A 24,172-nucleotide genomic window follows, 5' to 3' on the forward strand; every position below is an offset into this window, starting at 1 on the left:
TGCTACTCTTTTCGCCTCAAAATCCCCCTTTGGAAACCAATAGCCAAGTGTTCTGGCATGATCTGAGACTCCTCTCTTCGGAGTGAGTATCGTCCAAAGAATTTCCAGTGACTCGATATTTTGTAATAGCCGATAACTTCAGGCAACGGATCGAAACTCAACGAACCTTTGATGTCGGCGATTATGCCCAAACCTAAGCCAAGGTCTAATCTTTTATTAGATAACAAATAATGTTCGAGCTTAGCGCCAACGACAAGTTCAGTGTTTAAGCTGGTATTAAGGAAGGTTCTTTTGCCGATAAACTTACCCATTTGTACTTCCACTGCTGGAAGGCCTCCAACATTTGAACTATTACTAAACCGACCTAAATACGCTGTAGAAAAGAACCATGTGTATTCAGATTCTGGAAGCGCATATTCATACTTAGAAGGCGGTGTAAATCTATATTGAACTCCTGCTCTAAATGTAAAGGAATCAAAACGAGAAATACTTGTTGGAACTGCCGTAGCGAATATTCTCCACCGACCTTCTGGTCTTACATCAAAGAGCAGTCCTATCCCAGCTGTGATGGAGTTATCTGAAAATAATCCCGATCCATTGACCTGTACGGTGGCATAAGGTTTAAATCGCATTTGCCCAAAAGTATAGTTGTAAGACAGCCTGAAATCATTATTGAATTGATTAGCGAGACCCGCTCCGGCTTCTAAAAACGCCCGTTGCGATAGGTAATAGACAACATCCATGCTCACTTGTGAACCAACAGTGGTTTCATAGCTCTGCAAAATGGAAAGCCCCCAGCTTCTGTACTTTAAGGAATCATTTACAAAACGTTCGTTGGCTATATCCATTCCTCGAGCAATACTCAAGGAGGTCTTTTGAAGTCGGATGTCACCATTTATTTCAGGATCAGTCAACGTACTACTAAAATCAATATCACTTCTTATTCTTGACTTTACAATTGGCAAAGGACCTCTGTGCCCATTAGTTAGAATATCATCAGGTTGATCAGTCATCACTTCGTCAGTCATGGACAAATCTCCTAAGCTCGAACCAGCTGTTTCATTCTCAACATTGTCGGCATTTTTTGCCGTAAAAGCATCTTTTGGAGAAGCATAGGATTGCGGCTCTTCGTTACTTTGCTCGTTACTATTTTCTGTGACTAAATTCGCTGTATTAGTCGGTCGTGTTTTGATTAAGTCGACATTCGACTTTTGGTTGTCGTCACTTGTCAGTCCACTTTCTTTACCAATAGCACTTCCATTCTTTTGGGTTAAAGAAGCACCAGAATAGTGCTTTTCGGTAGCTCGACTAGTGGTTTTTGGTGTAGAATCGTTTATTCGAAGATCATCTGATTTTGAATTACCGGATGTCTCTTCCTTTGGTTTTTGAGAGCTTTTGTACTCAAGATCAGTATTGTCTTCTTCTTTCTTAATACCGGCTATTTCCGAGTTTTTGTTTTGCTTTTTGTAGACATCAGAAATTACCGTTTCCTGCTCACTCAAATTAAATAATTTGTTTTTGCCTACTCCTAAGGTTATCAAACCTGAAGCGACAATGATGATTAAAATGAGGTAACCATAATTACCTAAGTATATTAATTTAGCGCCATTTGCCATAAGTCCATGTTTTTGTATACCAGCCCAAACAGACTTAGATGGTGGTTTTTCGAAACTCGAAAACCTATCTTGGAAAAACTGATCTATGTTATCTCTTTCGCCTTCCATCACATCATTTTTTGAGTTGTAACTTGTTGCTTCAAAACTTCTTTCGCACGCATCAGCCTTACTTTTGAATTGGCGACACTGATTTCAAGCATTTCTGCCACCTCCTTGTGTGAATATCCTTCAATTGAAAAGAGGTTAAATACGGTTCTATATTCTTCTGGAAGATTTTGAATTAGATAGAGTAAGTCATCTGTACTCTGGTTGCTCTCGGGACTAAAGGGTAAATCCGTTGATTGAGCATCCAGCGTTACATGGTGTTCTGTGTGTTTTTTGTTCTTCCTTAAATGCCCTAATGCAGAATGGACAATTACTTTTTTTATCCACGCCGGCAAAGCTCCGTTTCCTTCGAACTGTTCTAATTTTGCAAAAACCGTAATAAAACCTTCCTGCAACATATCGTTGGCTTCAGATTCGGAATTGGCATATCGTAAACAAATTCCAAACATGGCATCTTTAAAAGCATCATACAATTTTGCATGTGCTTTACGCTTGCCTTTCAGGCAGCCTGCTACAATTTTATTTTGTTCGTTTTTATCCAAAAGCCCTTTTAAAACGAGTTCGTACCTAAGCTCAGTACTACCTAATCGAAACAAGGATGAAAGTTATTGGCCAAAGGTTACAAATGGCACAAAAAAAACCTCATTGTCTAAATGAGGTTCTTAATTAATTGTTTTGCAAGTGTCTTAACCAATCTCTACGAGTTCGATATCGAAGACAAGGTCTTTTCCCGCTAAATCATGATTAGCATCTATCACAACTTTATCTTCATGCACTTCTTTTACTTTTACTGGTAATTGCTGACCATTTGGTTGACTCATTGCCAGTTGCTGACCAACTTCTGCTACCATATCAGGTGGTAGATTAGTTTTAGGTACATCAAAAATCATGTCTGCTCTTGATTCACCGTAAGCTTCAGCTGCTGGGATTTCAGCCGTTACTTTAGCGCCAACTTCCATTCCATCAACGGCTGCATCAAATCCTTTGATCATCATGCCAGCTCCCACTTCGAAAGCTAATGGCTCTCTACCTTCAGATGAATCGAAAATAGTTCCGTCTGTTAATTTCCCTGTGTAGTGAACCTTTACTTGATCACCCTTTTTTGCTGTTTGCATTTTCCTTTGTTTTAAATGGCTGGCAAAGGTATGGTTAAAATATTCAATCCAAAATTCATGTGTTATTACGTGGTTTTCTTTAGAGTCTCCTCACAATAGTGCAAACCGTATTATCTTACCTCACGGTAGTGGGAAAATTCATAATAAGATCTCAGGCTTTTACAGTTCTATTCAAGATTTTTCTGAAGGCAGAAGAGTGAGGGATTGGCTAGCGGATCAGAGTTATGAATTCAGTATGAGTTTGGCGTTAAAACATTAAACGATTTCGGATGGGTTTGGACATATTAAAAAAACAACGTCTTAGTAATGACTTAGAGAATTTCATAAAACTATGCATAGCCCACCACAAGGCTAACCTTGAAGGAGATTATGTAAGGGGAAATAAGATAATGGAAAATAAGTTAGAGATTATTCAGAATCTCATTAACGAAGACAAACTTGGAACTTTAAAACCATTGCTGAAACACAAAAACCCATCGGTTAGGTATAACGCAGCTACCTACTTTTTAATGGTAGATGATAAACCTGCACTTCCTGTTTTAGAAAAACTGGTGAAAGAAAACCATAAATCGATTTCTTTCTCGGCAAAAATTGTAATCGATCAATGGTTGTCCGGTGATCTGACTTTTAAGCATCTAAAAAAATAATATGCCTTTTGAGAAAGACATAGGAATTATGATTCAAAGAGACTTTGAATCGGATAGAGATAAAGTTATAGTAATCGATTTTTTGAAAATCATAGCCGAAACTAAGTGGAACGTAGGTACTCAACAGCTTAGCAGGGCAATAGTGTACCTTATAGATGGAGATGTGAATAATCTTAAAAAGTTTGACCCAATTTCTGATCCGAGAGACATTATTATGGAAGCTGAAATTAAAGCCGGCAACCCTGGTCATTACTTTACCAAACCCTTTTTCACTTAGGTATCTAAAAACATGTACAAGAACAAAAATGATTAACGATTCTGTTGATTAACTTTGCGGCATGTTTGATAAAGCTGAGTTTGTTGTAAGCAACACCGACTATACTAAATGCCCTAAACCCGATAGACATGAATTTGCCTTTATTGGGAGGTCTAATGTGGGTAAATCCTCGCTTATCAATATGCTTACTTCCAGAAAGAGTTTGGCCAAAACATCGGCAAGTCCAGGAAAAACTCAGTTGATCAATCATTTTCTTATTGATGAGAGCTGGTATTTGGTCGATTTACCTGGCTATGGCTATGCCAAAACGAGCAAAAAGAATCGCTCAGCTTGGGAATTAATGATCCAAGACTATCTACTGAACAGGGAGAATCTTCAAATAGTCTTTGTATTGATTGACTCACGTCTCGATCCTCAAAGAATAGACCTTGAATTTATTCAGTGGCTTGGTGAGTCGAATATTCCATTTGCGCTCATTTTTACTAAGGCAGATAAGCAGTCACTCAATAAAGGGCATCAGTCTATCGCTAAGTTCAAGAAAACGATGAAAAAGACTTGGGAGGAGCTACCAATGATGTTCTTTACCTCTTCTTCTACAGGTTTAGGCAAAGGTGAAGTTTCAGAATACATTGCGCACATTCTTGAAAGTTGAGTTTTTCTTTGATTTAGACCTCGGTGTGAATTTACTTTGAACCTCAATTGAATATTTTTATTTATGAAGTTTGAAGAAATAGCAGCAGTATCTGGAAAAGGTGGATTATATAAAGTACTTAAGCCTACTAAAACCGGTGTAATCCTAGAGTCCTTAGATGGTAAAAAATCTAAACTCGTAGTTGGTGCCGATGCACAAGTTTCCATACTGAGCGAAATTTCTATTTATACCCATACAACAGATGGCGCTACACCTTTGAAGGAAGTAATGGAAAAAATCCATAGCGAATTTGAAGGTGATACTGGTCTTGACAAAAAATCTGGCCCTGATGAACTCAAATCTTTTTTAAAGCATGTGCTTCCTGATTATGATGAAGAAAGAGTTTATGTTTCTGACATCAAGAAACTGGTGACTTGGTATAATTTACTTTCAGAAATCGCCCCTAGTTCATTTGCTTCTACTGAAGAACAGAATTCATCTGAAGAAGAAGTGTCTACTGAAGAATAATTCCTATATGAGTACCAACTCGGATGATTTAATGAGTGGCTTGGCGCTAGTAGAAAAGGACTTTAAACTAGAAAAGTCTTATCTCAATCTATCTGAAAGATCGGAAATAGGTTACGACCAAGCTTTTTTATTGGTTATGAGGGTTGTGGAAGATTTAATGGCTAGAGACTTCAACCAGTTGATCAATGTCCTTTATAGAATCGATGTTTCTGAAGAGAAACTAAAAGAGGCATTGGCCATCACTAATGATAACCCTGCCTCTATTATTGCTAATATGATTATTGAAAGGGAGCTCCAAAAGGTGGAAACGAGAAAGAAATATTCTCAATCTTAATTCGAAGCTTCTTCCACCATATCTTTACTCCCCACAAAAAATGGTACTCTTTGATGAAGCGCACTAGGGGCTATCTCTAAAATTCTTCCGTTTCCATCAGTAGCCGCACCGCCAGCTTCTTCCGCAATCATGGCCAAAGCATTGCACTCATATAACAAGCGTAGCTTCCCGTTAGGTGCTTTTTCCGTAGAAGGGTAAATATAAATCCCACCTTTGAGCACATTACGATGAAAATCTGCCACTAAAGATCCAATATATCGAGCCGAATATTGTCTTTCCTTACACGTATTTACATACTGTTGAACCGATGCTGGGAAGGAATTAAAAGAACCTTCATTGATCGAATAAATAGAACCAGATTTGGGTATGGTCATATTCTGATGCGAAAGTAAGTACTCTCCCAAGGATGGCTCGTAAGTGAAGCCATTTACCCCTTTACCCGTGGTGTACACGAACATGGTTGAAGAACCATAAAGAATATAACCAGCGGCTACTTGATCTTTACCGGGCTGCAATACATCATCCATTTGAACAGGGCCTCCTAGCGGAGAAACTCTTCGGTAAATAGAAAAAATAGTTCCGATGGAAACGTTCACATCTATATTTGATGAGCCATCTAACGGGTCGATGGCAACGATGTATTTAGACCGAGGGTTTTGAAGGTCAATAATTTCTTCAGCCTCTTCAGAAATAATCGCTGCGACCTCTCCTCCTTTTTTCAGGGCACGCGTAAAACGGATATCCGCTGCAACATCTAAATTTTGTTGCTCTTCGCCCTGAACATTTTCAGCACCATATGCCCCAGTAATTCCAGCTAATCCCGCTCGATTTATTTCTCTGTTGACAATTTTACCAGCATAAGCTAAGTCCCTGATTAACTGCGACAACTCTCCACTTGCGTAAGGAAAGTCTTCCTGGTTTCTCATAATAAATCGGTCGAGGTTGGAGCCAACTGGCAACGCTATCCTCGAATTTTCCGCTTTTCCCATAGGTATCGATAATTTTTTTATCGGAAATCGTTAATAACTTGCAGCGAAATTAGTAAAATTTATACACGTCCCTTGAAAGTATTTAAGTTTGGTGGTGCCTCAGTGAAGGATGCCTATTCAGTAAGAAACATGAGTGCCATTGTAAAGGCCCATTTAGATGCACCTTTATTAGTATTGGCTTCGGCAATGGGCAAAACAACTAATGCTTTCGAACGCCTCCTAGCGCTCACTATGGAGGAAAAAGACCATAGTTCAGCGCTTAAGGAAATTGAAGATTACCATTTGAATATCATTGCAGAATTGGGCCTCGCTTCAAATGAAGTACTGACTTCTGATATCAACAATATTTTTGAGCAATTAAAAAACGCACTTAATGAATTTAGCTCAAGTATGGGCTATGATTATATCTATGATCAGACAGTCTCTTTAGGAGAAGTTCTTTCAACTAAAATATTATCCTCTTTTATGAATCAAGAGGGAATTCCTACGACGTGGCTAGATGCGAGAAAAGTAGTGAAAACTGATAGCCTCTATAGACAGGCACAAGTTGACTGGGGGGCGTCACAGGCCATGATCAAGTCGCAGGTTAATCAATATATTGAGACTGGTGTAGTTTTATCCCAAGGGTTTATTGGTAGTGATTCTGATTTTAAAACCACAACGCTTGGTCGTGAAGGAAGCGATTTTAGTGCAGCAATTTTTGGTACCTCTTTAGGAGCAGATTCAGTCACTATTTGGAAAGATGTTCCCGGTGTATTAAATGCCGATCCGAAGAAATTTGATAACACCTTACTATACGAGCGACTACCTTATAAAGAAGCAGCTGAAATGACATATTATGGTGCTTCTGTAATTCATCCGAAGACGATTAAACCGCTTGCCCAGAAAAACATTCCACTTCATGTAAAATCGTTTCAAGCCCCTTCAGAAAATGGAACGATCATCGAAGAATGTATTGTACCCAACTTGGCTCCTGCAATAATTCACAAGGATAAACAAACAGTTATCTCATTCAAGATCAGTGACTTTTCTTTTATAAACGAACATCATATTCACTTAATATTTGAACACATTAAGCGTCTAAACTTGGTAATTAACCTCATGCAGAACTCTGCGACATCCTTTACAATCTGTTTAGATGACAACCCTAAGAAGCGTGAGCAATTAAGAACTGCATTGATGGAAGAATTCCTTATTTATTACAACGAGGGGCTAGAAATCATAACTGTCAAAAATTATGATCAGGATACGATAACAGAATTAATGGAGGGGAAAGAAATAATTATTGAGCAACGATCCCGAAATAACTTTCAAATGGTTTATAAGAACTAAACCTCACTTCAGTTTTCTGATAATTTACCAAGGTGATCTAAAAAATTATTCACGGATCGATCTAGAATTTCGAATACTTCTTGAAAACCATTTTCTCCACCATAATAAGGATCTGGCACATCTGATCCTTTGGCTAAATCGTCAAAGGCCCTCATTTTTATGACTTTTGCCTTGGCCCCTTGTGGTACTAAACTCATGGCATCGATGTAATTAGAATCATCCATTGGTATAACAAAATCAAAATTATCGAAGTCGTCTTCATTCAATTGCCTTGCAGCGTGCTGATAGCTAACTCCATTTTTCAGCGCATTGGCAACTGACCTTTGGTCTGGAGACTTCCCAATATGATATGCAGCAGTTCCACAAGAATCAATTTCAAATAAATGAGCAATTCCCCTTTCTTCCACTCTTTGTCTAAGTATTCCTTCTGCCAACGGGGAACGACAGATATTCCCTAAGCAGACAAATAAGATTTTAACTTTATTCATTGATCTCAATTAGTACCTTAAATTAGCAATAGAATTATCAACTAACAGCTTAAGGAAATCAAACCTATGGAATTCATCAAAGTCGAAAAAGCCTACGCGAAACATATCGCACTAATTCAACTCAATCGTCCAAAAGAATTAAATGCCCTCAACCTACAATTAATGGGGGAAGTGAGGGATGCTTTGAAGATGCTCGATCAGGATGATGATGTTAGGGTAATTATTATCACTGGAAACGAACGCGCTTTTGCAGCTGGTGCCGACATAAAACAAATGGCAGGCAAAGGCACTATCGATATGTGGAAAGTAGATCAATTTAGTACTTGGGATCAAATCAATAAAACAAGAAAACCAATAATTGCTGCCGTTTCTGGCTTTGCGCTTGGCGGTGGCTGCGAGTTTGCCATGACATGTGATATGATCATTGCGTCGGAAACTGCTCAGTTTGGTCAGCCTGAAATTAAAATCGGTGTGATGCCTGGCGCTGGTGGCACCCAACGACTGACGAAGGCCTTAGGTAAGGCTAAAGCTATGGAATTAGTGCTCACAGGTAAATTCATTAGCGCAGAAGAGGCTTTGGGCTATGGCCTTATCAATAGAGTTGTGCCAGTGGAATTGTACATGGAAGAGACCATAAAACTTGCGCAAGAGATTGCTTCCATGTCTCCTATAGCTGTTCAAATGGCTAAAGAATCAGTTAAGCGATCTTTTGAAGTACCGCTGGAAGAAGGACTACATTTTGAAAGAAAAAATTTCTATATGCTATTCTCGGCTAATGATCAAAAGGAGGGCATGAACGCTTTTATAGAAAAGCGTAAGCCTGATTTTAAAGGAAATTAAATCCAAAACAAGATCAATTTTATTAAACCCCAATAAAAAAGGGCTCCGTTAATTCGAAGCCCTTTTTCTGTTAGTTAGTAGTAAAATCTTATCGAATACTAATACCCACACCTGCGGTTAAGGTATTGTATTCCTGTAATGCATACTCTCCTGTAAGCGTTAAGAATAAAAGCTTTAAACGCAAACCTACATTGGTACGGATTCCATTGTCTTTAAAGTTAAAACCTATTGGATCTACTAAAGTGCCTGATTCTGTATTGTATGAACCTAACATTGCAAAATCAACATCGTAATTTGAGTAACCGAGGCCTCCAAAAACAGTTAGGAACGCAATTTTCTTAGAAGCGACTACTTGTAATACCCAAGAACTGGCATCAAATTTTGCTGACTGAGTTTTTTCATCATTCACAAACACCTCAGTTGTTAAATTAGTATAGCCTGCAAAAATCGACAAGTCTATCGGTATGAGCTTTTCAGCAGGAAAATACGAGGTGATGTCATGCATAATTCCAATACCAAACATATTCACATTACCATCATCTCCAAGGGCAACTTCAGGCAGGTAACGTAGCTTAACCTCTGTACCTTTAAATAAGCCAATACCTATTTGAGCCATTGGTGTTGGCACCGCATTAAATGGAAGGTCATTATCAATTCCTAACCCTGTAGGAGCTGAAATTCTAATGAGTTCCTCCATTGTATCACCGTCATTATCAATATCATCGAAATCTCGGAAAGATAACTCTGGTAGCTCATCAGCTCCTAAATTTGGACCAAAAAGTGTTGGTGTCCTAACTGAAGTGCCCTGACCATAAAACACGTTCGTGTAATCACTGTTTTCAAAAGTAAAAAACTGACGCGAGTCTGGAACTCTAGCCATAGAAAGTGAAGCGCTAATATCAAAACCAAGGAACTTATGCGGTTTAGCAGTATTGTACCACCCGCTATTCATTCCATACCCAAGCCCTTCAAATACTGGTTGCATATATAATTCTAGCAGACGGTTAGCGTCGCCAACTCCCGCTTCTAAAAATGAGTCAAAATCGATTTGACTGTAAGACTTCTTGCTAACACCTACAATAAGGAAAAAAGCAAATAAGACTTGAAAAAATCTTTTCATAGTACTGTGCTTTGGTTGAATTGATAATTAGTTATCTAACTGTACCCTTGCGGTTAAATCGAATAACAAATTGATTTTAAAATTCTCTGTAAGATCTGCTCCCGTTTTTGAACTAGTAATTTCAATCTCCACTGTCCTCTTATTCAATACAGCTTGTTCAAAGGCCGTTACGACGCTAGTATTGGCAAGTCCGGGATTAGAAGCATCTGTGCTATATAGTAGAACAGGGCTAGTAGTATTAGCTACTGGAACATTTGCAATACTAACCAAAGCTTCTCCATCTGTAGTTGAAGCAGTATTATTGTCAAAATCTATTCTAATTTCCAAATCGAGAGTGGTTGCAGGCGCACCAGAGAGTTCTAATATCTCAAATTCCAATTGGTTAAGCGTAAACATCTCAACATCTGAGATATACTCATCAAAATCTTCGTTGGCAAAATCAAACGATTGAGCTATCGTTGATCCTAATGCGAGATTCAAATCAGATGCGGCAATTTCAAAGTCAAGCTCACTAGTTTTTGATATATCAGATTCAACTCCTGCCTCTCCACATCCTAAAAGAAGGAAAGGTAAAGTCAAAAGAATAATTAGTTGTTTACGCATTGGTTCAGTTTTTAGTAAATGTGAAGTTTTGTAGAAATACAAATGAATGCAATTCGACTCTAAATTTTAAATTAAAAATACTTAATAATCAGTCAGTAGTCGTAATAGTAGTTCGAGAGGATATTATGTTAGGGAAAAATTACCCTTCGATAATTCAGTCTTGAATTCAAATAAAAATAAGCGAACCTAGTAATCGCTTAACCCAAAAAAATCAACCTCCGCCAGATGTAGGTTGAGCAACAGATGCTGTAATATCCCAAGCAATAGAAATGTCAAAATCACCATCAATATCATCAGTAAAATCTCCGGTTACAATCATTTCAAATGGCTCTAAATTATCCATAATAGACTCTAAACTAGCCACCTGAGCTGCACTCAACGCAGATGCTGGGTTACCATCTTCAAAGGCAATGATTTCTCCTGTATTTTCAACTACGAGGCCAAATATTGTCAGTATATCATTTGTATTTCCATTCACTTTGGTCTGAATAGTCAAATCCATCAATACTAAATTACCGCTTGTATTTTCATAGTTAGAAACTTCATAAACAAGTTTATCAAGTTTAATACTTTCAATTTGTTGAGCGTCTTCATCAAAAAACTGGGTAATATCCACTGTCTCACTTCCTGAGAATAGATTATCAGGATCAGCGTTAATCTGACTTGAAGGCATTGCAAAAGAATAGCTACTTGAAGCAGGTACGGTGATGATTATTCCATCTTCGCAAGCCATAAACAGTAGCAGAACCAAAAGTAAACTCAGTTTTTTCATGTTTATAAAGTTACAATTTTTTATATACAGTCAGCATGTTTTTTTATGTATGGTCACAAAATTAATCAGGCTCTAATTCTAAAGGCGAATCTGACTTAGTTTCCTATTTTTGCATGCAATGGTATTTTTCTACAACCTTGGAACAAGGTTTTACTATTTATTGATAAAAATTAGTAGCCTTTTTAATGCAAAAGCTAAACTTGCCATAAGAGGAAGAAACACTGTTTTTGAAGGTTTAAGTGCCTTTAGGAATAGCCTAAAGAATGACATTGTGTGGTTTCATGCCGCTTCACTGGGTGAATTCGAACAAGGTCTACCCGTTATGACGGCTTATAAACGAGACTATCCGAACCATAGCATATTAGTTACTTTTTTCTCACCCTCAGGATACGAACAAAGAAAGACTCACCCTATTGCTGATCATGTTTGTTACCTGCCATTTGATTCGAATACAAATGCTCAACGTTTCTTAAGCATTGTGAAACCGAAACGAGTGTTTTTCATAAAATATGAATATTGGTATCACTACTTAAAGTGCATCAATGAACGACAGATTCAATTATTTAGCTTATCTGCGTTATTCACCTCAAATCACGTATTCTTTAAATGGTACGGTGGCCTTTATCGTAAGATGCTCACATTTTTTGACCATACATTCGTTCAAAATGAGTCTTCGCTAAACTTATTATCTCAAATCGGAATTACCGAAGTATCTATTTCAGGAGATACGCGCTTTGACCGTGTGCTTAAAACCATTGCCAAACCTAATGAGTATCAGGAAATACAAGATTTTAAAGGGAGTGCTTTACTTTGCATCGTTGGGAGTGCCTGGCCTAGCGACATGAAAGTGCTCTTATCTTTCATTAATGATCAGGAAAACCTAAAATTCATCATCGCTCCTCACCTTATTGATGAGGCCACGGTAAGGAAAATCTCACAGGGGTTAAATGCTCGAATTCATCGATATTCAAATAGCAAATCCATTCCTGCGGATACAAATGTCTTGATTTTAGATACTATGGGCATGCTTTCTTCTGTATATCAGTATGGTGATTTTGCATACATTGGTGGAGCATTTGGAGACGGATTACATAACATTCTTGAAGCAATTGCCTTTGGATTGCCTGTTGTTTATGGCAACAAAGGGCTAGAGAAATTCCCAGAATCTATAATATTAGAGCAGTTGAAGGGTGGCTTTATTATTAAGGATGAGGAGGAAGCTGAAAATGCTTTTAAAAACCTTCTCGATGACGCTTTTCGATCCGAAACTTCAGATATCTGTCGGGAATTTGTTGCAAAGAACGCGGGTGCCACAGCACACATTTTGGAATACTTAAAGGCAAACGAGCGATGAAAGGGCAAGTCATAAAATCTACGGGTAGTTGGTATGAAGTCAAGAATGAGGAAGGCCGTATTTTTAGGAGTAGGTTGCGTGGCAAATTCAAATTGGACGGTATAAAAATCAATAACCCCATAGCTGTAGGTGATTGGGTGGTTATTGAAGAAGAGGAAAAAGGCGATAAATCTGCCGTGATCAAGGAAATTATTCCAAGAACAAACTACGTTATCCGTAAATCGACACGTAAAACAGGCTTTTCTCATATTCTAGCTGCTAATGTGGACCAAGCCTTACTATTGGCCACGGTGACTTTTCCAAAAACATCGTTAGGTTTTATAGATCGATTCCTAGTCAGTGCTGAATCTTTCCGTATTCCCGCACTAGTTGTATTCAACAAGAAAGACTTACTGAATGATCAGGGGATTGAGTTTTGCCATGAATTGATCAATATGTATGAGCAAATAGGTTACAAAGGTCATCTTATTTCAGTCTTAGAAGATGAAGGCATTGAATCTTTGAAACTTTTGCTAAAGGACAAGACCACCTTAATTGCTGGGCATTCTGGCGTTGGCAAATCAACACTTTTGAATGTGTTGGCACCGCATCAAACACAAAAAACAGGAGAGGTTTCGAGCTACGCGAATAAAGGCACACACACAACCACCTTTGCAGAAATGTTCGAAATGGACGAATCCACAAAACTCATCGATACCCCCGGCATTAAGGAATTAGGTCTTGTTGACATGGAGGCTTCAGAAATTAGCCATTATTTCCCTGAAATGAGGGCTTTTTTAGGAGAATGTAAATTCAATAACTGTCTTCATACCAATGAACCGGGCTGCAAAGTTCTGGACGCTTTTGAAGCTGGAGAGATTGAAAGTTCTAGATACCATAGCTACCTTAGTATTCTAGAAGATTACGACAATAGACGATAAATAAACACAAAGCTTATGAATCCTTGGCATGATGTCTCTCCTGGAGACAATCTCCCTAAAACTGTAAATGCGATCATCGAGATTCCGAAGAATAATCGGGCTAAATATGAATTGGATAAGGAAAGTGGGCTTTTAAAAATGGACCGTGTCATTTATAGCTCCATGTATTATCCGCATAACTATGGTTTTATCCCTAAAACATACTGCGATGACGATGATCCATTGGATATTCTAGTAATTTCTCAAATTCCAATTGTCTCTATGTGTATTGTCGAGGCCAAAATCATTGGGGTAATGAGAATGCTTGATCAGGGAGAAGCCGATGATAAAATCATTGCTGTGGCAGAACATGATAAATCGGTAAGTCATATCGACAACATTGAAGAATTGCCAGAGCATACTTTAAACGAATTGAGAAACTTTTTTGAAGATTATAAGAAGCTTGAAAATAAAGAAGTTGTCGTGGAGCGTTTTCAAAACAAAAAACTTGCCCAAGAAATCTTCCAAAAGAGTATAGAAGACTACCAAGACAAGTTTTCTTAGTCAAGTGATTTCAAACTGAGGTTAATCCTCTTGAAGCCGATCTTTTACGTATTCTACTTGTGTTTTTCCATGGGCAAACGGCTTTCCGTCTTCCCCTAAATTTACCATTACAATCTTCTCAATACTTAGTATTTCTTGCCTAGTGAGTTTATTTCTCACTTCGCAACGGAGTGTAATGGAAGAGCTACCAAAGCCAATAGCCTCGATTCCTAATTCTATAATGTCTCCTTGTACCGGAGCATTTATAAAATTAATCTCAGACATGAATTTGGTAACAATGTGCTTATTCTCTAACTGCACAATGGTATAGAGCGCAGCTTCCTCATCTATCCACTCCAATAGTCTTCCTCCAAACAAAGTCCCATTGGGGTTTAAATCCTCTGGTTTTACCCATTTTCTAGTGTGAAAATTCATAAGCCTAGTTTAAAAATGATTTCAACATCCAGTTCTGCTTTTGCAGTTCTTGAATATAGCTCGTAAAGATATCCAGTGTTCCTTCATCCCCTACTTCATTAGCCTCTTTTAGCAATTCATTAACATTACCAATCAGCGTCTTATTGGCATCAACAATAGAGGCTACCATTTTATTCGCTTCCATTACCTCGGCATGAGACTCAACATTCGCGTTAGCCAAAATATTCTTTAGAGAGCCTTTTGGTGTTCCATCAAGCGCTAAAATACGTTCAGCCACCTCATCTATTTTCAAAGCTGCTTCATTGTATAACTCCTCAAATTTTTCATGCAGAATGAAGAAAAACGGACCTTTTACATTCCAGTGAAAAAGTCTCAAATTCTGATAATGAACCTGGTAGTTTATTAATAATTGATTCAGCCTTTCGACTACCTGAGTTTTATTTAAATCTTCCATCGTTCTATTCTTTAGTGTTAATTAATTTGTTTTCTATAAAACTTCATTTACTCGTTTTATGTTCCTAGATTTATATTGATTATATCAATATGACATTACAACAACTAGAATACATTGTAGCGCTTGATACACATCGGCATTTTGTGAATGCTGCTGAAAGTTGCTTTGTAACACAGCCCACCCTAACGCTTCAGATAAAAAAGTTAGAAAAAGAGATGGGTACGCAGATTTTCGATAGATCGACCTACCCTATTGAGCCCACCAAAACAGGAGTCAGAATTATAGAGAGTGCTCGGCAAATACTGAGAGAAGTAAACGGTTTAAAGGATTTTGTGAACACAGAGAAAGATGACTTAAGCGGAACCTTTAGGATTGGAGTCATACCTACTGTTGCTCCTTATTTAATGCCATTGTTCTTGAAAGACTTCACTGATAATAACCCTAAAATCAAATTGGTAATTAGGGAGATTGAATCAGAGCAGATTATAAATGATATTAAAAACGACTTATTAGATATTGGCATATTAGCCACCCCACTTGAAGAGAATAGTATTCGTGAAATCCCGCTATACAACGAACCTTTTCTGATCTATACCGCTGAAGAACACCCATTATATGCGAGCAAAACGATAGACCCTGCCGAGCTACCGGTTAAAGGCTTGTGGTTGCTCAATCAAGGACACTGTTTACGAAACCAAGTCTTGAATATTTGTAGTCAGAAACGAAATAGCCAGCAAGACAATCTTAGCTATGAAAGCGGGTCTATAGAAACCCTCAAAAACTTGGTGAAAAATCATACAGGCTACACTCTTGTACCTGAACTTTCGGTAAAAGACACCATCAATTCTGACAAAAGAATAAAACGCTTTATCAAACCAGAACCTACTCGTGAAATTAGCCTAGTTGTGCATCAGAGTTTTAATAAAGAGGCTATCTTGGAACATATGCGCACCGCAGTTTTAGCTTATATTCCAGACAATTTTAATAAAGCGAAAACTTATAATCGAATTAAATGGCGCTAATCAGCGACTAGTCAATTTTCAGGCCATTATCACAAAACTTTATCATTCCTTGATTCAGAAAATTGGCCAAACCAGGTTTTACCGAATCATAATGCGCTTTAAATCGCTCATCTTCTACGTAAAGCTGAGCCAAACCTCTGTATCGCTCTTCAGACACTTCATAGAATTTGTTGATATGCTCAAAATGCAGCTTAATTACTTGTTGAACTTCAACATCATCCACCGGTTTGTGAATCAAGTTGCCTAGCCACAAGTTAATCTCTTCTGCCTCTTGCTTAGTATCTTTCCAGCCTTGCTTACTCATGGACTGAATTCTTTCTTTAGTCCCGTCCACTTCGTCACCCCAACGCTTTCTTGCCTCCTGCTCTAATTGTTTTCCTTTCTCTACAGGAAACCCATCATACATCTCTTCATCCGTGATCATACCCTCTTTGTTTTTTAATTCATTAATCGTTTTATCAATAGTTCCGATCAACTTAACCAACGTTGTCTTTTTATCAAGTAAAGCTTCACGCTGTTCTCTTAAAGATTGAATCAAATCAAAGCCTTCATGATCCAAGACCTCTTTGATCTGAGCCAACTCATACCCTATTGTTTTATAAAACAAGATTTGCTGAAGCCTTACCAGTTCTGGTCGATCATAATATCGATAGCCTTTACCCGATCGATTGGAAGGAGATAATAGGCCTATGTCGTCGTAGTAATGCAGTGTTCTTACACTTACACCTGCTAGTTTCGACAAGGCGGTAATTGAATATTGCTGATTATTGTTTTTCATTTACCACAAAGGAAAAGGCTTACGCTACGTGAGAGTCAAATGAAAATTAGTCTTTTTTTTAATTATTCATGATGCAGCGTTTCAGCGGGGTTTTTAAGCGCTGCTTTTATGCTGTGAAACGAGACTGTAGACAAAGCGATAGCAATTGAGGCCAAAGTGGCAATCACAAAAACAAGCAAGTTTATTCCGATCGCGTAAGCAAAAGATGCAAGCCATTCTTGCATCATAAAGAAGGCAATGGGCCATGCAATGATGTTGGCGATCAGGAGTAATTTCAAAAACTCCTTTGATAGCAAACTTACTATGCTCGTTGTGGAAGCTCCTAAAACTTTGCGCACTCCTATCTCTTTTCTTCTTTGAGAGGCTAAAAAAGCGGCTAGTCCGAAAGCCCCTAAACATGCTATAACAATGGCTATAAATGAAAAGGCCGAGAATAGTTTCCCACTTCTAGCTTCTTCTTCATACAAAGCACCAAATTCTTGATCCACGAAAGAAACCTGTATCGGACGTTCTTGTACAAATTGATTCCATGTGCTTTCCAGAGAAGACAAGGTATTGGCCATTTCGGAAGCATTAACTTTAGCAATGAACACATTAGCCCTTTGTGTTGACAAGTCGCCTGCAAAAAGGGCCAAAGGACCAATGGTTTGATGCAGCGATTCAAAATGAAAATCTTCCACAACTCCTATTACTGTAAAAATTGGCCCGTTGATCGGCTGAAGCTGCTTGCCGATAGGTGAAGACCACCCGAAAGTATTCACTGCAGATTGGTTTACTATAATGGCTGTTGAATCAGAAACTATAGAAGGATCAAAAGCTCTTCCTTCAACTACATTCAAGCCCATTGTATTAATCAAATCATAATCACCACGGATATTCGGCATGAGATAGCGTTCACTCGCACTTCCGGTTACATCAGTAAACGTTCCGCCAGTAATTTGTCTTCCCGGTAGCGTATTGGTTCCAGAAACTGCACTCACCTTCGGATTTTGTAGAACTATGTCTTTGAAAGTTTCGATTTGTTCACCCAAAAGATCTGCCCGCTCAAGAATCACTAATTGGTCTTTATCGAACCCAAGTGGTTTATTGTTCAAGAATTGTATCTGCTGATAGATTATCAGTGTACCAATGACAAGAATTATGGAAACCCCAAATTGAAAAACAACTAAGCCGTTTCTTAACCATGCATTTCTAGCGCCACTGCTCATTTTCCCTTTCAACACTGTAACTGGGCGAAAGGATGACAGAAAAAATGCCGGATACAAACCAGCAACTACACCTAGAAAAATAGAAAAAACAACTAAACCTAAAAGTGCTTCAATAGTCAAGAGGTCCGAAATACCGAACGTTTTCCCTGATAGCTCATTAAAAAATGGCATGGCTATTATGGCCAATACTAGCGCCATTGCTGTAGCCACAATGCACATTACAATTGATTCAGCTAGGAACTGAGTCACCAATTGCTTTTTCAAAGCTCCTAACACTTTTCTCATTCCTACTTCTTTTGCTCTATTGGCCGCTCTGGCAGTAGTAAGGTTTACAAAATTTACGCAGGCAATGAGGAGTATAAATATTGAAATAGCAGCAAATAAATAAACTATTGTTTCGCTTCCATTTGGTTCTAACTCCCATTGAAAATTTGATTTCAGATGAATATCTGCCACCGGCTGTAGAATGTAATTATGATCATTTCCTGCAGCTAAGTATTGTTCCCAACTTATACCAAGAAAACGCTGTATCTGTGGTTCCATATAAGTTTGAATAACCTCTGCTACCTGGCTTTCAATCTCAACTACAGAAGTACTTGGCGCCAACATTATATAGTTATAGGCAGTATAGGAACCCCAAAATTGATTTCTATACAGGTTTGGCATTGTACTTAATGAGAATAAAAAATCGAAGTGGAAATGTGTATTGGGTGGCATAGGCGACACCACTCCCCTGACCAACATTTCACCTACCCCTTGAATAGTTAGTTGCTTGCCTAATGGACTCTCATTACCAAAGTACTTGGTAGCCATAGCATTGGTAATGATCAGGGAGTTTGGGAGGTCTAAAGCTGTAGATTTATCTCCATCTAGAAAGTCGACTTCAAAAAACTCAAAAAATGTTGAATCAACGGCTAATACACGCTGTTCATCAAAGTATTTATCGTCCAACTGAAATGTGAGTGTACCAAAGTCATTGAAAATTCTAGTCGAATTGATAACATTGGGTAAATCGTTGCTCAAAGTGCCTCCCATTGGTAAAGGACTTCTAGCATACTGAAACTGATTATCAGGAAACTTCCGGTCTAAGGCTACACGATATATTTCATCAGCATTCGGGTGATAATTATCATAGCTTAACTCCTCCAAAACGTAAGTTAAGATGAGTAAACAGCAAGAAATCCCTACGGCAAGTCCCGTTATGTTAATGGATGCATAAAACTTCTGCTTGCCGATGTTGCGCAGCGCTATTTTAAGATAATTTCTAACCATAGTCTTTAATTAACACAATTAAGATATTGATTAGTTATCAGTTAATTCTTGCGGATTTTATCGAAGGCTTATTCTTTCCAGAAAGAGATTTTAATCCAAGTTTTCATTTCTAGTTTCTCTCTAGTAATGGTTTGGTTTATCAAAGGATTTCCTTGAAAATTAAACCTATTCACTTTTATAACATGGCGGCCTCTCTCTAAATTTCCAATATCAAGAACAGTCTTTATACCTCGTTCTCCCTTATTAGAATGCCTTGTAAAAAAGAACTCATTGTTACTTACTAACTCATCATCAAGATAAATTTCATACATGCTACTCAAACATTGTACAGATGACTTCACCAAAGCTTCATATTTGTCATCGGTGCCCAGAATATCTTCGAATGTAAGCGTAGAATCCCTTTGAGATTGAAATCCTGCGTTAAATGATTCCGAGAAAGACAAGCTTCTCTCTAAACCTCTAAATTCAGGGCATAGCAAATCTAGAATCTCATTACTTGAAGGTGAATATCGGATAAAGACCGGTAAGAAATCTCTTTGAACATACATGGAAGGAATACTCGCAGATGTAATATAGCCTCCAGTGCGTTCATCGTCATAGTTAGACTTCCTTAAGGCATACTCATTAGCATTAATAACCTCGGGATAGAATGAATAGGTATTCCAATTATTAATTTTAAAAACTACGAGTAAGGTTGTGAACAATACTAATGTCACGGCTATAATCTGTTTTTTAGAATAATTTGTGATGAGGTGATAGTAGATACTTCTATAAATAAACGATAGTGAAATAACGCTGTAAAGTCTATATATCGGGTAGTATATAACTGAAAACCATTTCGATTTTTTGAATGCGCTAAATAGAATTGTATCCAAAAAGAAAATGATGGCTCCTACGAGTAATAAAAAGACAACACAGAAATTCAACAAGAGTATTATTGCTCCTGCTGCAGCATTCGACCCAAATGATATTTGAAGATAAGTTCCGACCCCTAATACGGAAAAGAGGAACGAAGCCACTAAAACCACTGAAATAATGGAAAAGGCCAACAGGTAAGTATAGGAGAAAATTACACTCGAGACTTGGTCCAAATAGAATATTAAATCATCTAGTGTCTTTACTTTTTCTGGTATCCGTTTCTTGAACTTCCCTTTCAGGTTCAAAGAATCAATATCAATGACATTGGATACTGAACTTAACCCAACGATTCCGATCCAGAATCCTCTTAAAAGCAAATGAACCAGTAAGCTGATTAAAAAGAACTTAAGGGCAATAGGAATGGTATTGATAATAAATAGTCCAGAATCAATAAAAATAACGCTTGAAGAAGAGGTAGGTACCAGCTTGTTGAAAACGAAGGATTCACGAAAATTATCGTATTGATCTATACTTGTGGCTAAAAGGAATATGGAAAAACCTGTTATCAGCAGTTCTAATTGCCAACTTTCTAGCTGAAGGTTGGAAACCCACCGTCTTAACTTACCCTCTTCATTATTAGGCTTATCGTTATCATTCGGTTCAGGAGTCTTCAGTCTTTTCATAATCTACGTTTCTGAAATGAATTTAAGTAAAATTCAATATCACGAACAAACATACGAATGTCTTGAACCAAAAAATGCCAACTAATAGCTGGCATTTTTTTAATTCTCTTTGGGTTAATGCTTAACAACATCCACCGCCGTCATAGAAATAGGTACTTTCCGACACCCAAATGTCATCATTACCTAAATCAGTAAGGTTTCCTGCAGTTTTATCACAAACAGATAATGGTTGGTTTGGCAGCAAAACATGACCTTTATGATCATCGAAATATTCCTTATCTCCAGTATAGATAGCCGTTCTACCTGTAAAAATACATGGACCATCTTCTGGCATTGGATCCTTTATAGCCGCTACTTCAACGCTCTCAATCAAAATTGACTTCGGCGTATCATAATTCTTTGTATCCAGGATTCTATATGGACGCTTTGCCCGAATCTCGATGGTACCGAAGCCTGCATCTGTTATCATTTTAATGTAACGTTCTAATGGTAGCGCACCACTTAAACAAAGTCCTCTGAGTCTTTCATCGAACTTTAGCGCGTCAGGCATTTCTTGTTCAGCAATAGGGTCAGACAATACCAACCTTCCTCGTGGTTTAAGCACGCGATACATCTCTGCCAGGGCTTTTCTAAGGTCATCTTCATGGAAGATATTGAACAGACAGTTTTGAGCTGCTACATCAATAGATTCGTCCTCTATAGGCAGATTCAGCGCATCTCCTTTTCTTACATCGATAAACGATGGATCGAACCAAGCATTCTGATTGGCTGCTTCTCCCATATTATTCCTACAGGCATCCATCATTTCGTCCACTACATCCACCCCAATCACGCCGTTTTTTTGTCGACTGAAATAAGCAAACTGCAGTAACTCCATTCCTCCACCTACTCCTACGTATAGAATTTTTGGGGAATTGATTAAGTCTCTCGGGTGAACAGTACTACCACAACCGTAATTCATGTCGAGCATGATTTGTGGTATTTCCAATTCAGGAAATGCCCAAACGGGTGTAGTTGTGCAGCAAAGCCCAACATCTGGTGTTTCGGCAGCTGCTTTATATATATCTTTTGTTGTTTCTAAATACGATTCCATTCTTCTCTATTTTGTTGTTGTTCCACCACAACTGGATCCAGCACCTGCTGTGCAACCAAAGCAATGCTGGTTAATTATTATCTCTCTATTCTTTACTTTTTCGTAATCAAAATCTCTTACATGATCAGGCACACCATTTTTTAGCTTTAATTCAAGCATTTGGTTAAAATCGCAATCATATAAATAGCCATCCCAACCTACTGACACCATACTGCGACACATTACTCCTGCAGCAGCCATTGGATTGTAGGCGTTGGCCAATTCATTCATATATTCTTCGTAATTATCGGTGCGTACCAAATAATCTAGGAAACGACTAACTGGTAAATTTGTAATAGCAAAAAGATCATTAAAGACAATTTCATAAGTCTCTTTGAGTTTGCGTTTATATTCCATTTCCAATACCACCTGATCATCTGGTAAGTAGGCACCTGAAGGGTTATAAACCAGGTCCAGTTTGAGGCCTGTACCTTCTTTGCCATAACCTACTTCATTCAGCATTTGCAATGCTTTTATGGATTTTTCAAATACTCCATCGCCTCTCTGTGCATTCGTTCTTCTTGCCGTAAACGATGGCAAAGAAGAAACCACATTTATGTTATGCTTCTTAAAAAAAGAAGGCAGGTCGTTATACTTCGGGTTGGCCAAAATAATGGTAAGATTACAGCGCACTATAATCTGCTTTCCTAATTTGGACAATCCCTCCACAAACCACCGAAAGTCAGGGTTCATCTCAGGGGCGCCTCCGGTTAAATCGACGGTAGTGATTTTTGGATCGGCCAGCGCATCAAGGCATTGCTGCATTGTATCCCGTGTCATGATTTCCTTCCGATCGGGCCCGGCATCTACATGACAGTGTTGGCAAACTTGATTACACATTTTACCAACATTGATCTGAAAGACTTCTACACTTGTTGGTTTCAAAGGAAGTAAGTCTGTTTCAGCCAACTTTTGACCAAAGGATCGGATTCCCACTTTCTTAAAATCACCCAATACTTCTATTTGTTTTTCAGGTGTTGAAAGCCAATGATTTGTCTTTTTTAAACTTTTGGTTGCTAATGCCATATTACATCAGTTTATCTTCCATTTCATTCATCATTTGTACGCCATGTACAAGTACGGCACCACCCTTTATAGCAGCGGCTACATGAACTGCCTCCATCATTTGCTCTTCATCTGCACCTTTTTTCATGCAAGAATCAGTATAAGCATCGATACAATAAGGGCATTGTACGGCGTGAGAAACAGCCAATGCGATTAACGCTTTTTCTCTCGCCGTAAGTGCTCCAGGTTTAAAAACGCTTCCATACCAATCAAAAAATTTGGTACCCATTTCTTCTTGTAATTCAGTAATCTTCCCGAACTTCTTCAAGTCCTCGGGTTTATAATATGTCTTAGCCATTGTCTAAAAAGGTTATTGAAAGAATGCCAAACGAATAGTTTGGTAATAAGAGTATGCGATTTTAGATAAGACTTGGAGGTCCTCTGTAAGAAAGCGCAACTTGAAGTTTTTGATGAGATAGGCGCTGACCTCTGAATTGCAATATGGTCAATGACCTTAAAAGATTAAGAAGGAAGGTAAATATACCACGGCCTAAACCATTCTTAGATTTAATCAAATCACGTATGTCTGATCTTTCATTTAAATCATGTTTGATAGCAAGTTCATAAATAGACTCCAGCTGTAATTTTAACTGCGTAAAAACTGCATTTGAATTCCACCTAACTTCTGCTAATCTTGACAGATCGAATGATTCAAAATCAATTCCGATAAGATAGACTCCACCTCTCTTGTTTTTCCCTAAAACATGGCACCCATTGGCCAATTGCTTTTCGGCAATCAAGACATCATCCGTTGTTAGCTCAGGGGAATCATTACCTATAACAATTACCCGCTTATAGCCTTGTTCGGAAACTTGCTTTAAGGCATGAATTAGTCTTTCATTAAATGAATTACCTTTTTGCTGATCTGAATAGCTCTCTATAACATTTAAGCCTGTAGCATATGCCGTGCTTAATGCTTTATTCACCACGAATTTATAGAGATTGGCAAAATGCGAATCAGATAAGCCAAAGGTTTTAGCCTTATGCTCATCTTGTTGTGTTCTTGAAAAGAAAAGAATTGCTGTTTTACCAATTGCCATCTAATGGGAATTTAGAAGCTTAACCGGTCATT

General features: G+C 38.1%; 28 protein-coding genes. 11 read left to right on the top strand and 17 right to left on the bottom strand.

Annotation, left to right across the window (positions count from 1 at the left end; genetic code table 11):
• Positions 1–2 precede the first annotated feature (2 nt).
• From JXQ92_RS09315 to JXQ92_RS09325, 3 genes are all read right to left on the bottom strand, one after another.
• Positions 3–1,724: a hypothetical protein gene (locus JXQ92_RS09315; RefSeq protein WP_421986329.1), complete on the bottom strand. Its 1,722-nt coding sequence runs from the start codon at positions 1,722–1,724 to the stop codon at positions 3–5.
• The gene (locus tag JXQ92_RS09320; protein ID WP_421986330.1) at positions 1,724–2,263 is read right to left on the bottom strand and encodes an RNA polymerase sigma factor; all 540 of its coding nucleotides are present in this window, start codon (positions 2,261–2,263) and stop codon (positions 1,724–1,726) included. The genes JXQ92_RS09315 and JXQ92_RS09320 overlap by 1 nt, the downstream gene beginning before the upstream one ends.
• A gap of 144 nt (positions 2,264–2,407) precedes the next feature.
• Complete coding sequence (locus tag JXQ92_RS09325; RefSeq protein ID WP_421986331.1) at positions 2,408–2,836, bottom strand: FKBP-type peptidyl-prolyl cis-trans isomerase; 429 nt, start codon at positions 2,834–2,836, stop codon at positions 2,408–2,410.
• Between the two features lie 269 nt (positions 2,837–3,105).
• Here JXQ92_RS09325 and JXQ92_RS09330 point away from each other — a divergent pair, with 269 nt between their 5' ends.
• The 5 genes from JXQ92_RS09330 (at position 3,106) to JXQ92_RS09350 (ending at position 5,253) form a co-directional block, all read left to right on the top strand.
• Entirely contained in the window at positions 3,106–3,483 is a 378-nt protein-coding gene (locus tag JXQ92_RS09330) for a DUF2019 domain-containing protein (RefSeq protein ID WP_421986332.1), read from the top strand.
• Between the two features lies 1 nt (position 3,484).
• Positions 3,485–3,760 (top strand): hypothetical protein, encoded by a 276-nt coding sequence (locus JXQ92_RS09335; RefSeq protein ID WP_421986333.1) that lies wholly within the window; start codon positions 3,485–3,487, stop codon positions 3,758–3,760.
• A 61-nt stretch (positions 3,761–3,821) separates the two neighbouring features.
• Positions 3,822–4,412, top strand: a complete 591-nt coding sequence (yihA, locus tag JXQ92_RS09340) for a ribosome biogenesis GTP-binding protein YihA/YsxC (RefSeq protein WP_421986334.1) — start codon at positions 3,822–3,824, stop codon at positions 4,410–4,412.
• Positions 4,413–4,475: 63 nt separating this feature from the next.
• Positions 4,476–4,919, top strand: a complete 444-nt coding sequence (locus tag JXQ92_RS09345) for a DUF5606 domain-containing protein (protein WP_421986335.1) — start codon at positions 4,476–4,478, stop codon at positions 4,917–4,919.
• A gap of 7 nt (positions 4,920–4,926) precedes the next feature.
• Positions 4,927–5,253 (top strand): hypothetical protein, encoded by a 327-nt coding sequence (locus tag JXQ92_RS09350; protein WP_421986336.1) that lies wholly within the window; start codon positions 4,927–4,929, stop codon positions 5,251–5,253.
• Here the strand turns inward: JXQ92_RS09350 and fbp are convergent.
• Positions 5,250–6,242: a class 1 fructose-bisphosphatase gene (gene fbp, locus JXQ92_RS09355; RefSeq protein ID WP_421986337.1), complete on the bottom strand. Its 993-nt coding sequence runs from the start codon at positions 6,240–6,242 to the stop codon at positions 5,250–5,252. The genes JXQ92_RS09350 and fbp overlap by 4 nt on opposite strands.
• 72 nt (positions 6,243–6,314) lie before the next feature.
• Here fbp and JXQ92_RS09360 point away from each other — a divergent pair, with 72 nt between their 5' ends.
• Entirely contained in the window at positions 6,315–7,574 is a 1,260-nt protein-coding gene (locus JXQ92_RS09360) for an aspartate kinase (protein WP_421986338.1), read from the top strand.
• A gap of 8 nt (positions 7,575–7,582) precedes the next feature.
• On the opposite strand, the gene JXQ92_RS09365 is transcribed toward JXQ92_RS09360, so the two are convergent.
• Positions 7,583–8,062, bottom strand: coding sequence for a low molecular weight protein-tyrosine-phosphatase (locus JXQ92_RS09365; protein WP_421986339.1), 480 nt, complete (start codon positions 8,060–8,062; stop codon positions 7,583–7,585).
• A gap of 66 nt (positions 8,063–8,128) precedes the next feature.
• Between JXQ92_RS09365 and JXQ92_RS09370 the strand changes: the two genes are divergently transcribed.
• Positions 8,129–8,902 carry an enoyl-CoA hydratase-related protein gene (locus JXQ92_RS09370; protein WP_421986340.1) on the top strand — a complete coding sequence of 258 codons (774 nt, stop codon included), beginning with the start codon at positions 8,129–8,131 and terminating at the stop codon, positions 8,900–8,902.
• Between the two features lie 88 nt (positions 8,903–8,990).
• Here JXQ92_RS09370 and JXQ92_RS09375 read toward each other — a convergent pair whose 3' ends face one another.
• The 3 genes from JXQ92_RS09375 to JXQ92_RS09385 all read right to left on the bottom strand — a co-directional run bounded on the left by JXQ92_RS09375 (position 8,991) and on the right by JXQ92_RS09385 (position 11,397).
• The gene (locus JXQ92_RS09375) at positions 8,991–10,022 is read right to left on the bottom strand and encodes a DUF6588 family protein (RefSeq protein WP_421986341.1); all 1,032 of its coding nucleotides are present in this window, start codon (positions 10,020–10,022) and stop codon (positions 8,991–8,993) included.
• Positions 10,023–10,049: 27 nt separating this feature from the next.
• The gene (locus JXQ92_RS09380; RefSeq protein ID WP_421986342.1) at positions 10,050–10,625 is read right to left on the bottom strand and encodes a hypothetical protein; all 576 of its coding nucleotides are present in this window, start codon (positions 10,623–10,625) and stop codon (positions 10,050–10,052) included.
• A 211-nt stretch (positions 10,626–10,836) separates the two neighbouring features.
• Positions 10,837–11,397, bottom strand: a complete 561-nt coding sequence (locus tag JXQ92_RS09385; RefSeq protein WP_421986343.1) for a hypothetical protein — start codon at positions 11,395–11,397, stop codon at positions 10,837–10,839.
• A gap of 118 nt (positions 11,398–11,515) precedes the next feature.
• Here JXQ92_RS09385 and JXQ92_RS09390 point away from each other — a divergent pair, with 118 nt between their 5' ends.
• Genes JXQ92_RS09390 through JXQ92_RS09400 form a run of 3 tightly spaced genes read left to right on the top strand, consistent with a single transcriptional unit; the run spans position 11,516 to position 14,214 of the window.
• Positions 11,516–12,751 carry a 3-deoxy-D-manno-octulosonic acid transferase gene (locus JXQ92_RS09390; protein ID WP_421986344.1) on the top strand — a complete coding sequence of 412 codons (1,236 nt, stop codon included), beginning with the start codon at positions 11,516–11,518 and terminating at the stop codon, positions 12,749–12,751.
• A complete protein-coding gene (gene rsgA, locus JXQ92_RS09395; RefSeq protein WP_421986345.1) occupies positions 12,748–13,671 on the top strand; it encodes a ribosome small subunit-dependent GTPase A in 924 nt (307 codons plus the stop codon). The genes JXQ92_RS09390 and rsgA overlap by 4 nt, the downstream gene beginning before the upstream one ends.
• A 15-nt stretch (positions 13,672–13,686) precedes the next feature.
• Positions 13,687–14,214, top strand: coding sequence for an inorganic diphosphatase (locus tag JXQ92_RS09400; protein WP_421986346.1), 528 nt, complete (start codon positions 13,687–13,689; stop codon positions 14,212–14,214).
• 21 nt (positions 14,215–14,235) lie between these two features.
• Here the strand turns inward: JXQ92_RS09400 and JXQ92_RS09405 are convergent, their stop codons facing one another.
• Both JXQ92_RS09405 and JXQ92_RS09410 read right to left on the bottom strand, forming a co-directional pair.
• A complete protein-coding gene (locus JXQ92_RS09405) occupies positions 14,236–14,628 on the bottom strand; it encodes an acyl-CoA thioesterase (RefSeq protein ID WP_421986347.1) in 393 nt (130 codons plus the stop codon).
• Between the two features lie 4 nt (positions 14,629–14,632).
• The gene (locus JXQ92_RS09410; RefSeq protein WP_421986348.1) at positions 14,633–15,082 is read right to left on the bottom strand and encodes a Dps family protein; all 450 of its coding nucleotides are present in this window, start codon (positions 15,080–15,082) and stop codon (positions 14,633–14,635) included.
• Between the two features lie 89 nt (positions 15,083–15,171).
• On the opposite strand from JXQ92_RS09410, the gene JXQ92_RS09415 reads away from it, so the two are divergent.
• Positions 15,172–16,104 carry a LysR substrate-binding domain-containing protein gene (locus JXQ92_RS09415; protein WP_421986349.1) on the top strand — a complete coding sequence of 311 codons (933 nt, stop codon included), beginning with the start codon at positions 15,172–15,174 and terminating at the stop codon, positions 16,102–16,104.
• Positions 16,105–16,111: 7 nt separating this feature from the next.
• Here JXQ92_RS09415 and JXQ92_RS09420 read toward each other — a convergent pair whose 3' ends face one another.
• The 7 genes from JXQ92_RS09420 to JXQ92_RS09450 all read right to left on the bottom strand — a co-directional run bounded on the left by JXQ92_RS09420 (position 16,112) and on the right by JXQ92_RS09450 (position 24,140).
• Positions 16,112–16,882 carry a MerR family transcriptional regulator gene (locus JXQ92_RS09420; RefSeq protein WP_421986350.1) on the bottom strand — a complete coding sequence of 257 codons (771 nt, stop codon included), beginning with the start codon at positions 16,880–16,882 and terminating at the stop codon, positions 16,112–16,114.
• Positions 16,883–16,944: 62 nt separating this feature from the next.
• Entirely contained in the window at positions 16,945–19,362 is a 2,418-nt protein-coding gene (locus JXQ92_RS09425; RefSeq protein WP_421986351.1) for an ABC transporter permease, read from the bottom strand.
• A 68-nt stretch (positions 19,363–19,430) separates the two neighbouring features.
• Positions 19,431–20,903, bottom strand: a complete 1,473-nt coding sequence (locus tag JXQ92_RS09430) for a hypothetical protein (protein WP_421986352.1) — start codon at positions 20,901–20,903, stop codon at positions 19,431–19,433.
• A gap of 121 nt (positions 20,904–21,024) precedes the next feature.
• Positions 21,025–21,996: an arsenosugar biosynthesis arsenite methyltransferase ArsM gene (arsM, locus tag JXQ92_RS09435; RefSeq protein ID WP_421986353.1), complete on the bottom strand. Its 972-nt coding sequence runs from the start codon at positions 21,994–21,996 to the stop codon at positions 21,025–21,027.
• Between the two features lie 6 nt (positions 21,997–22,002).
• Complete coding sequence (gene arsS, locus JXQ92_RS09440; RefSeq protein WP_421986354.1) at positions 22,003–23,061, bottom strand: arsenosugar biosynthesis radical SAM (seleno)protein ArsS; 1,059 nt, start codon at positions 23,059–23,061, stop codon at positions 22,003–22,005.
• 1 nt (position 23,062) lies between these two features.
• Positions 23,063–23,398 (bottom strand): arsenosugar biosynthesis-associated peroxidase-like protein, encoded by a 336-nt coding sequence (locus tag JXQ92_RS09445; RefSeq protein ID WP_421986355.1) that lies wholly within the window; start codon positions 23,396–23,398, stop codon positions 23,063–23,065.
• A gap of 61 nt (positions 23,399–23,459) precedes the next feature.
• Entirely contained in the window at positions 23,460–24,140 is a 681-nt protein-coding gene (locus JXQ92_RS09450; protein ID WP_421986356.1) for a DUF2064 domain-containing protein, read from the bottom strand.
• Between the last annotated feature and the right edge of the window lie 32 nt (positions 24,141–24,172).

Source organism: Roseivirga sp., assembly GCF_049099775.1.
Classification (GTDB): Bacteria; Bacteroidota; Bacteroidia; order Cytophagales; family Cyclobacteriaceae; genus Roseivirga.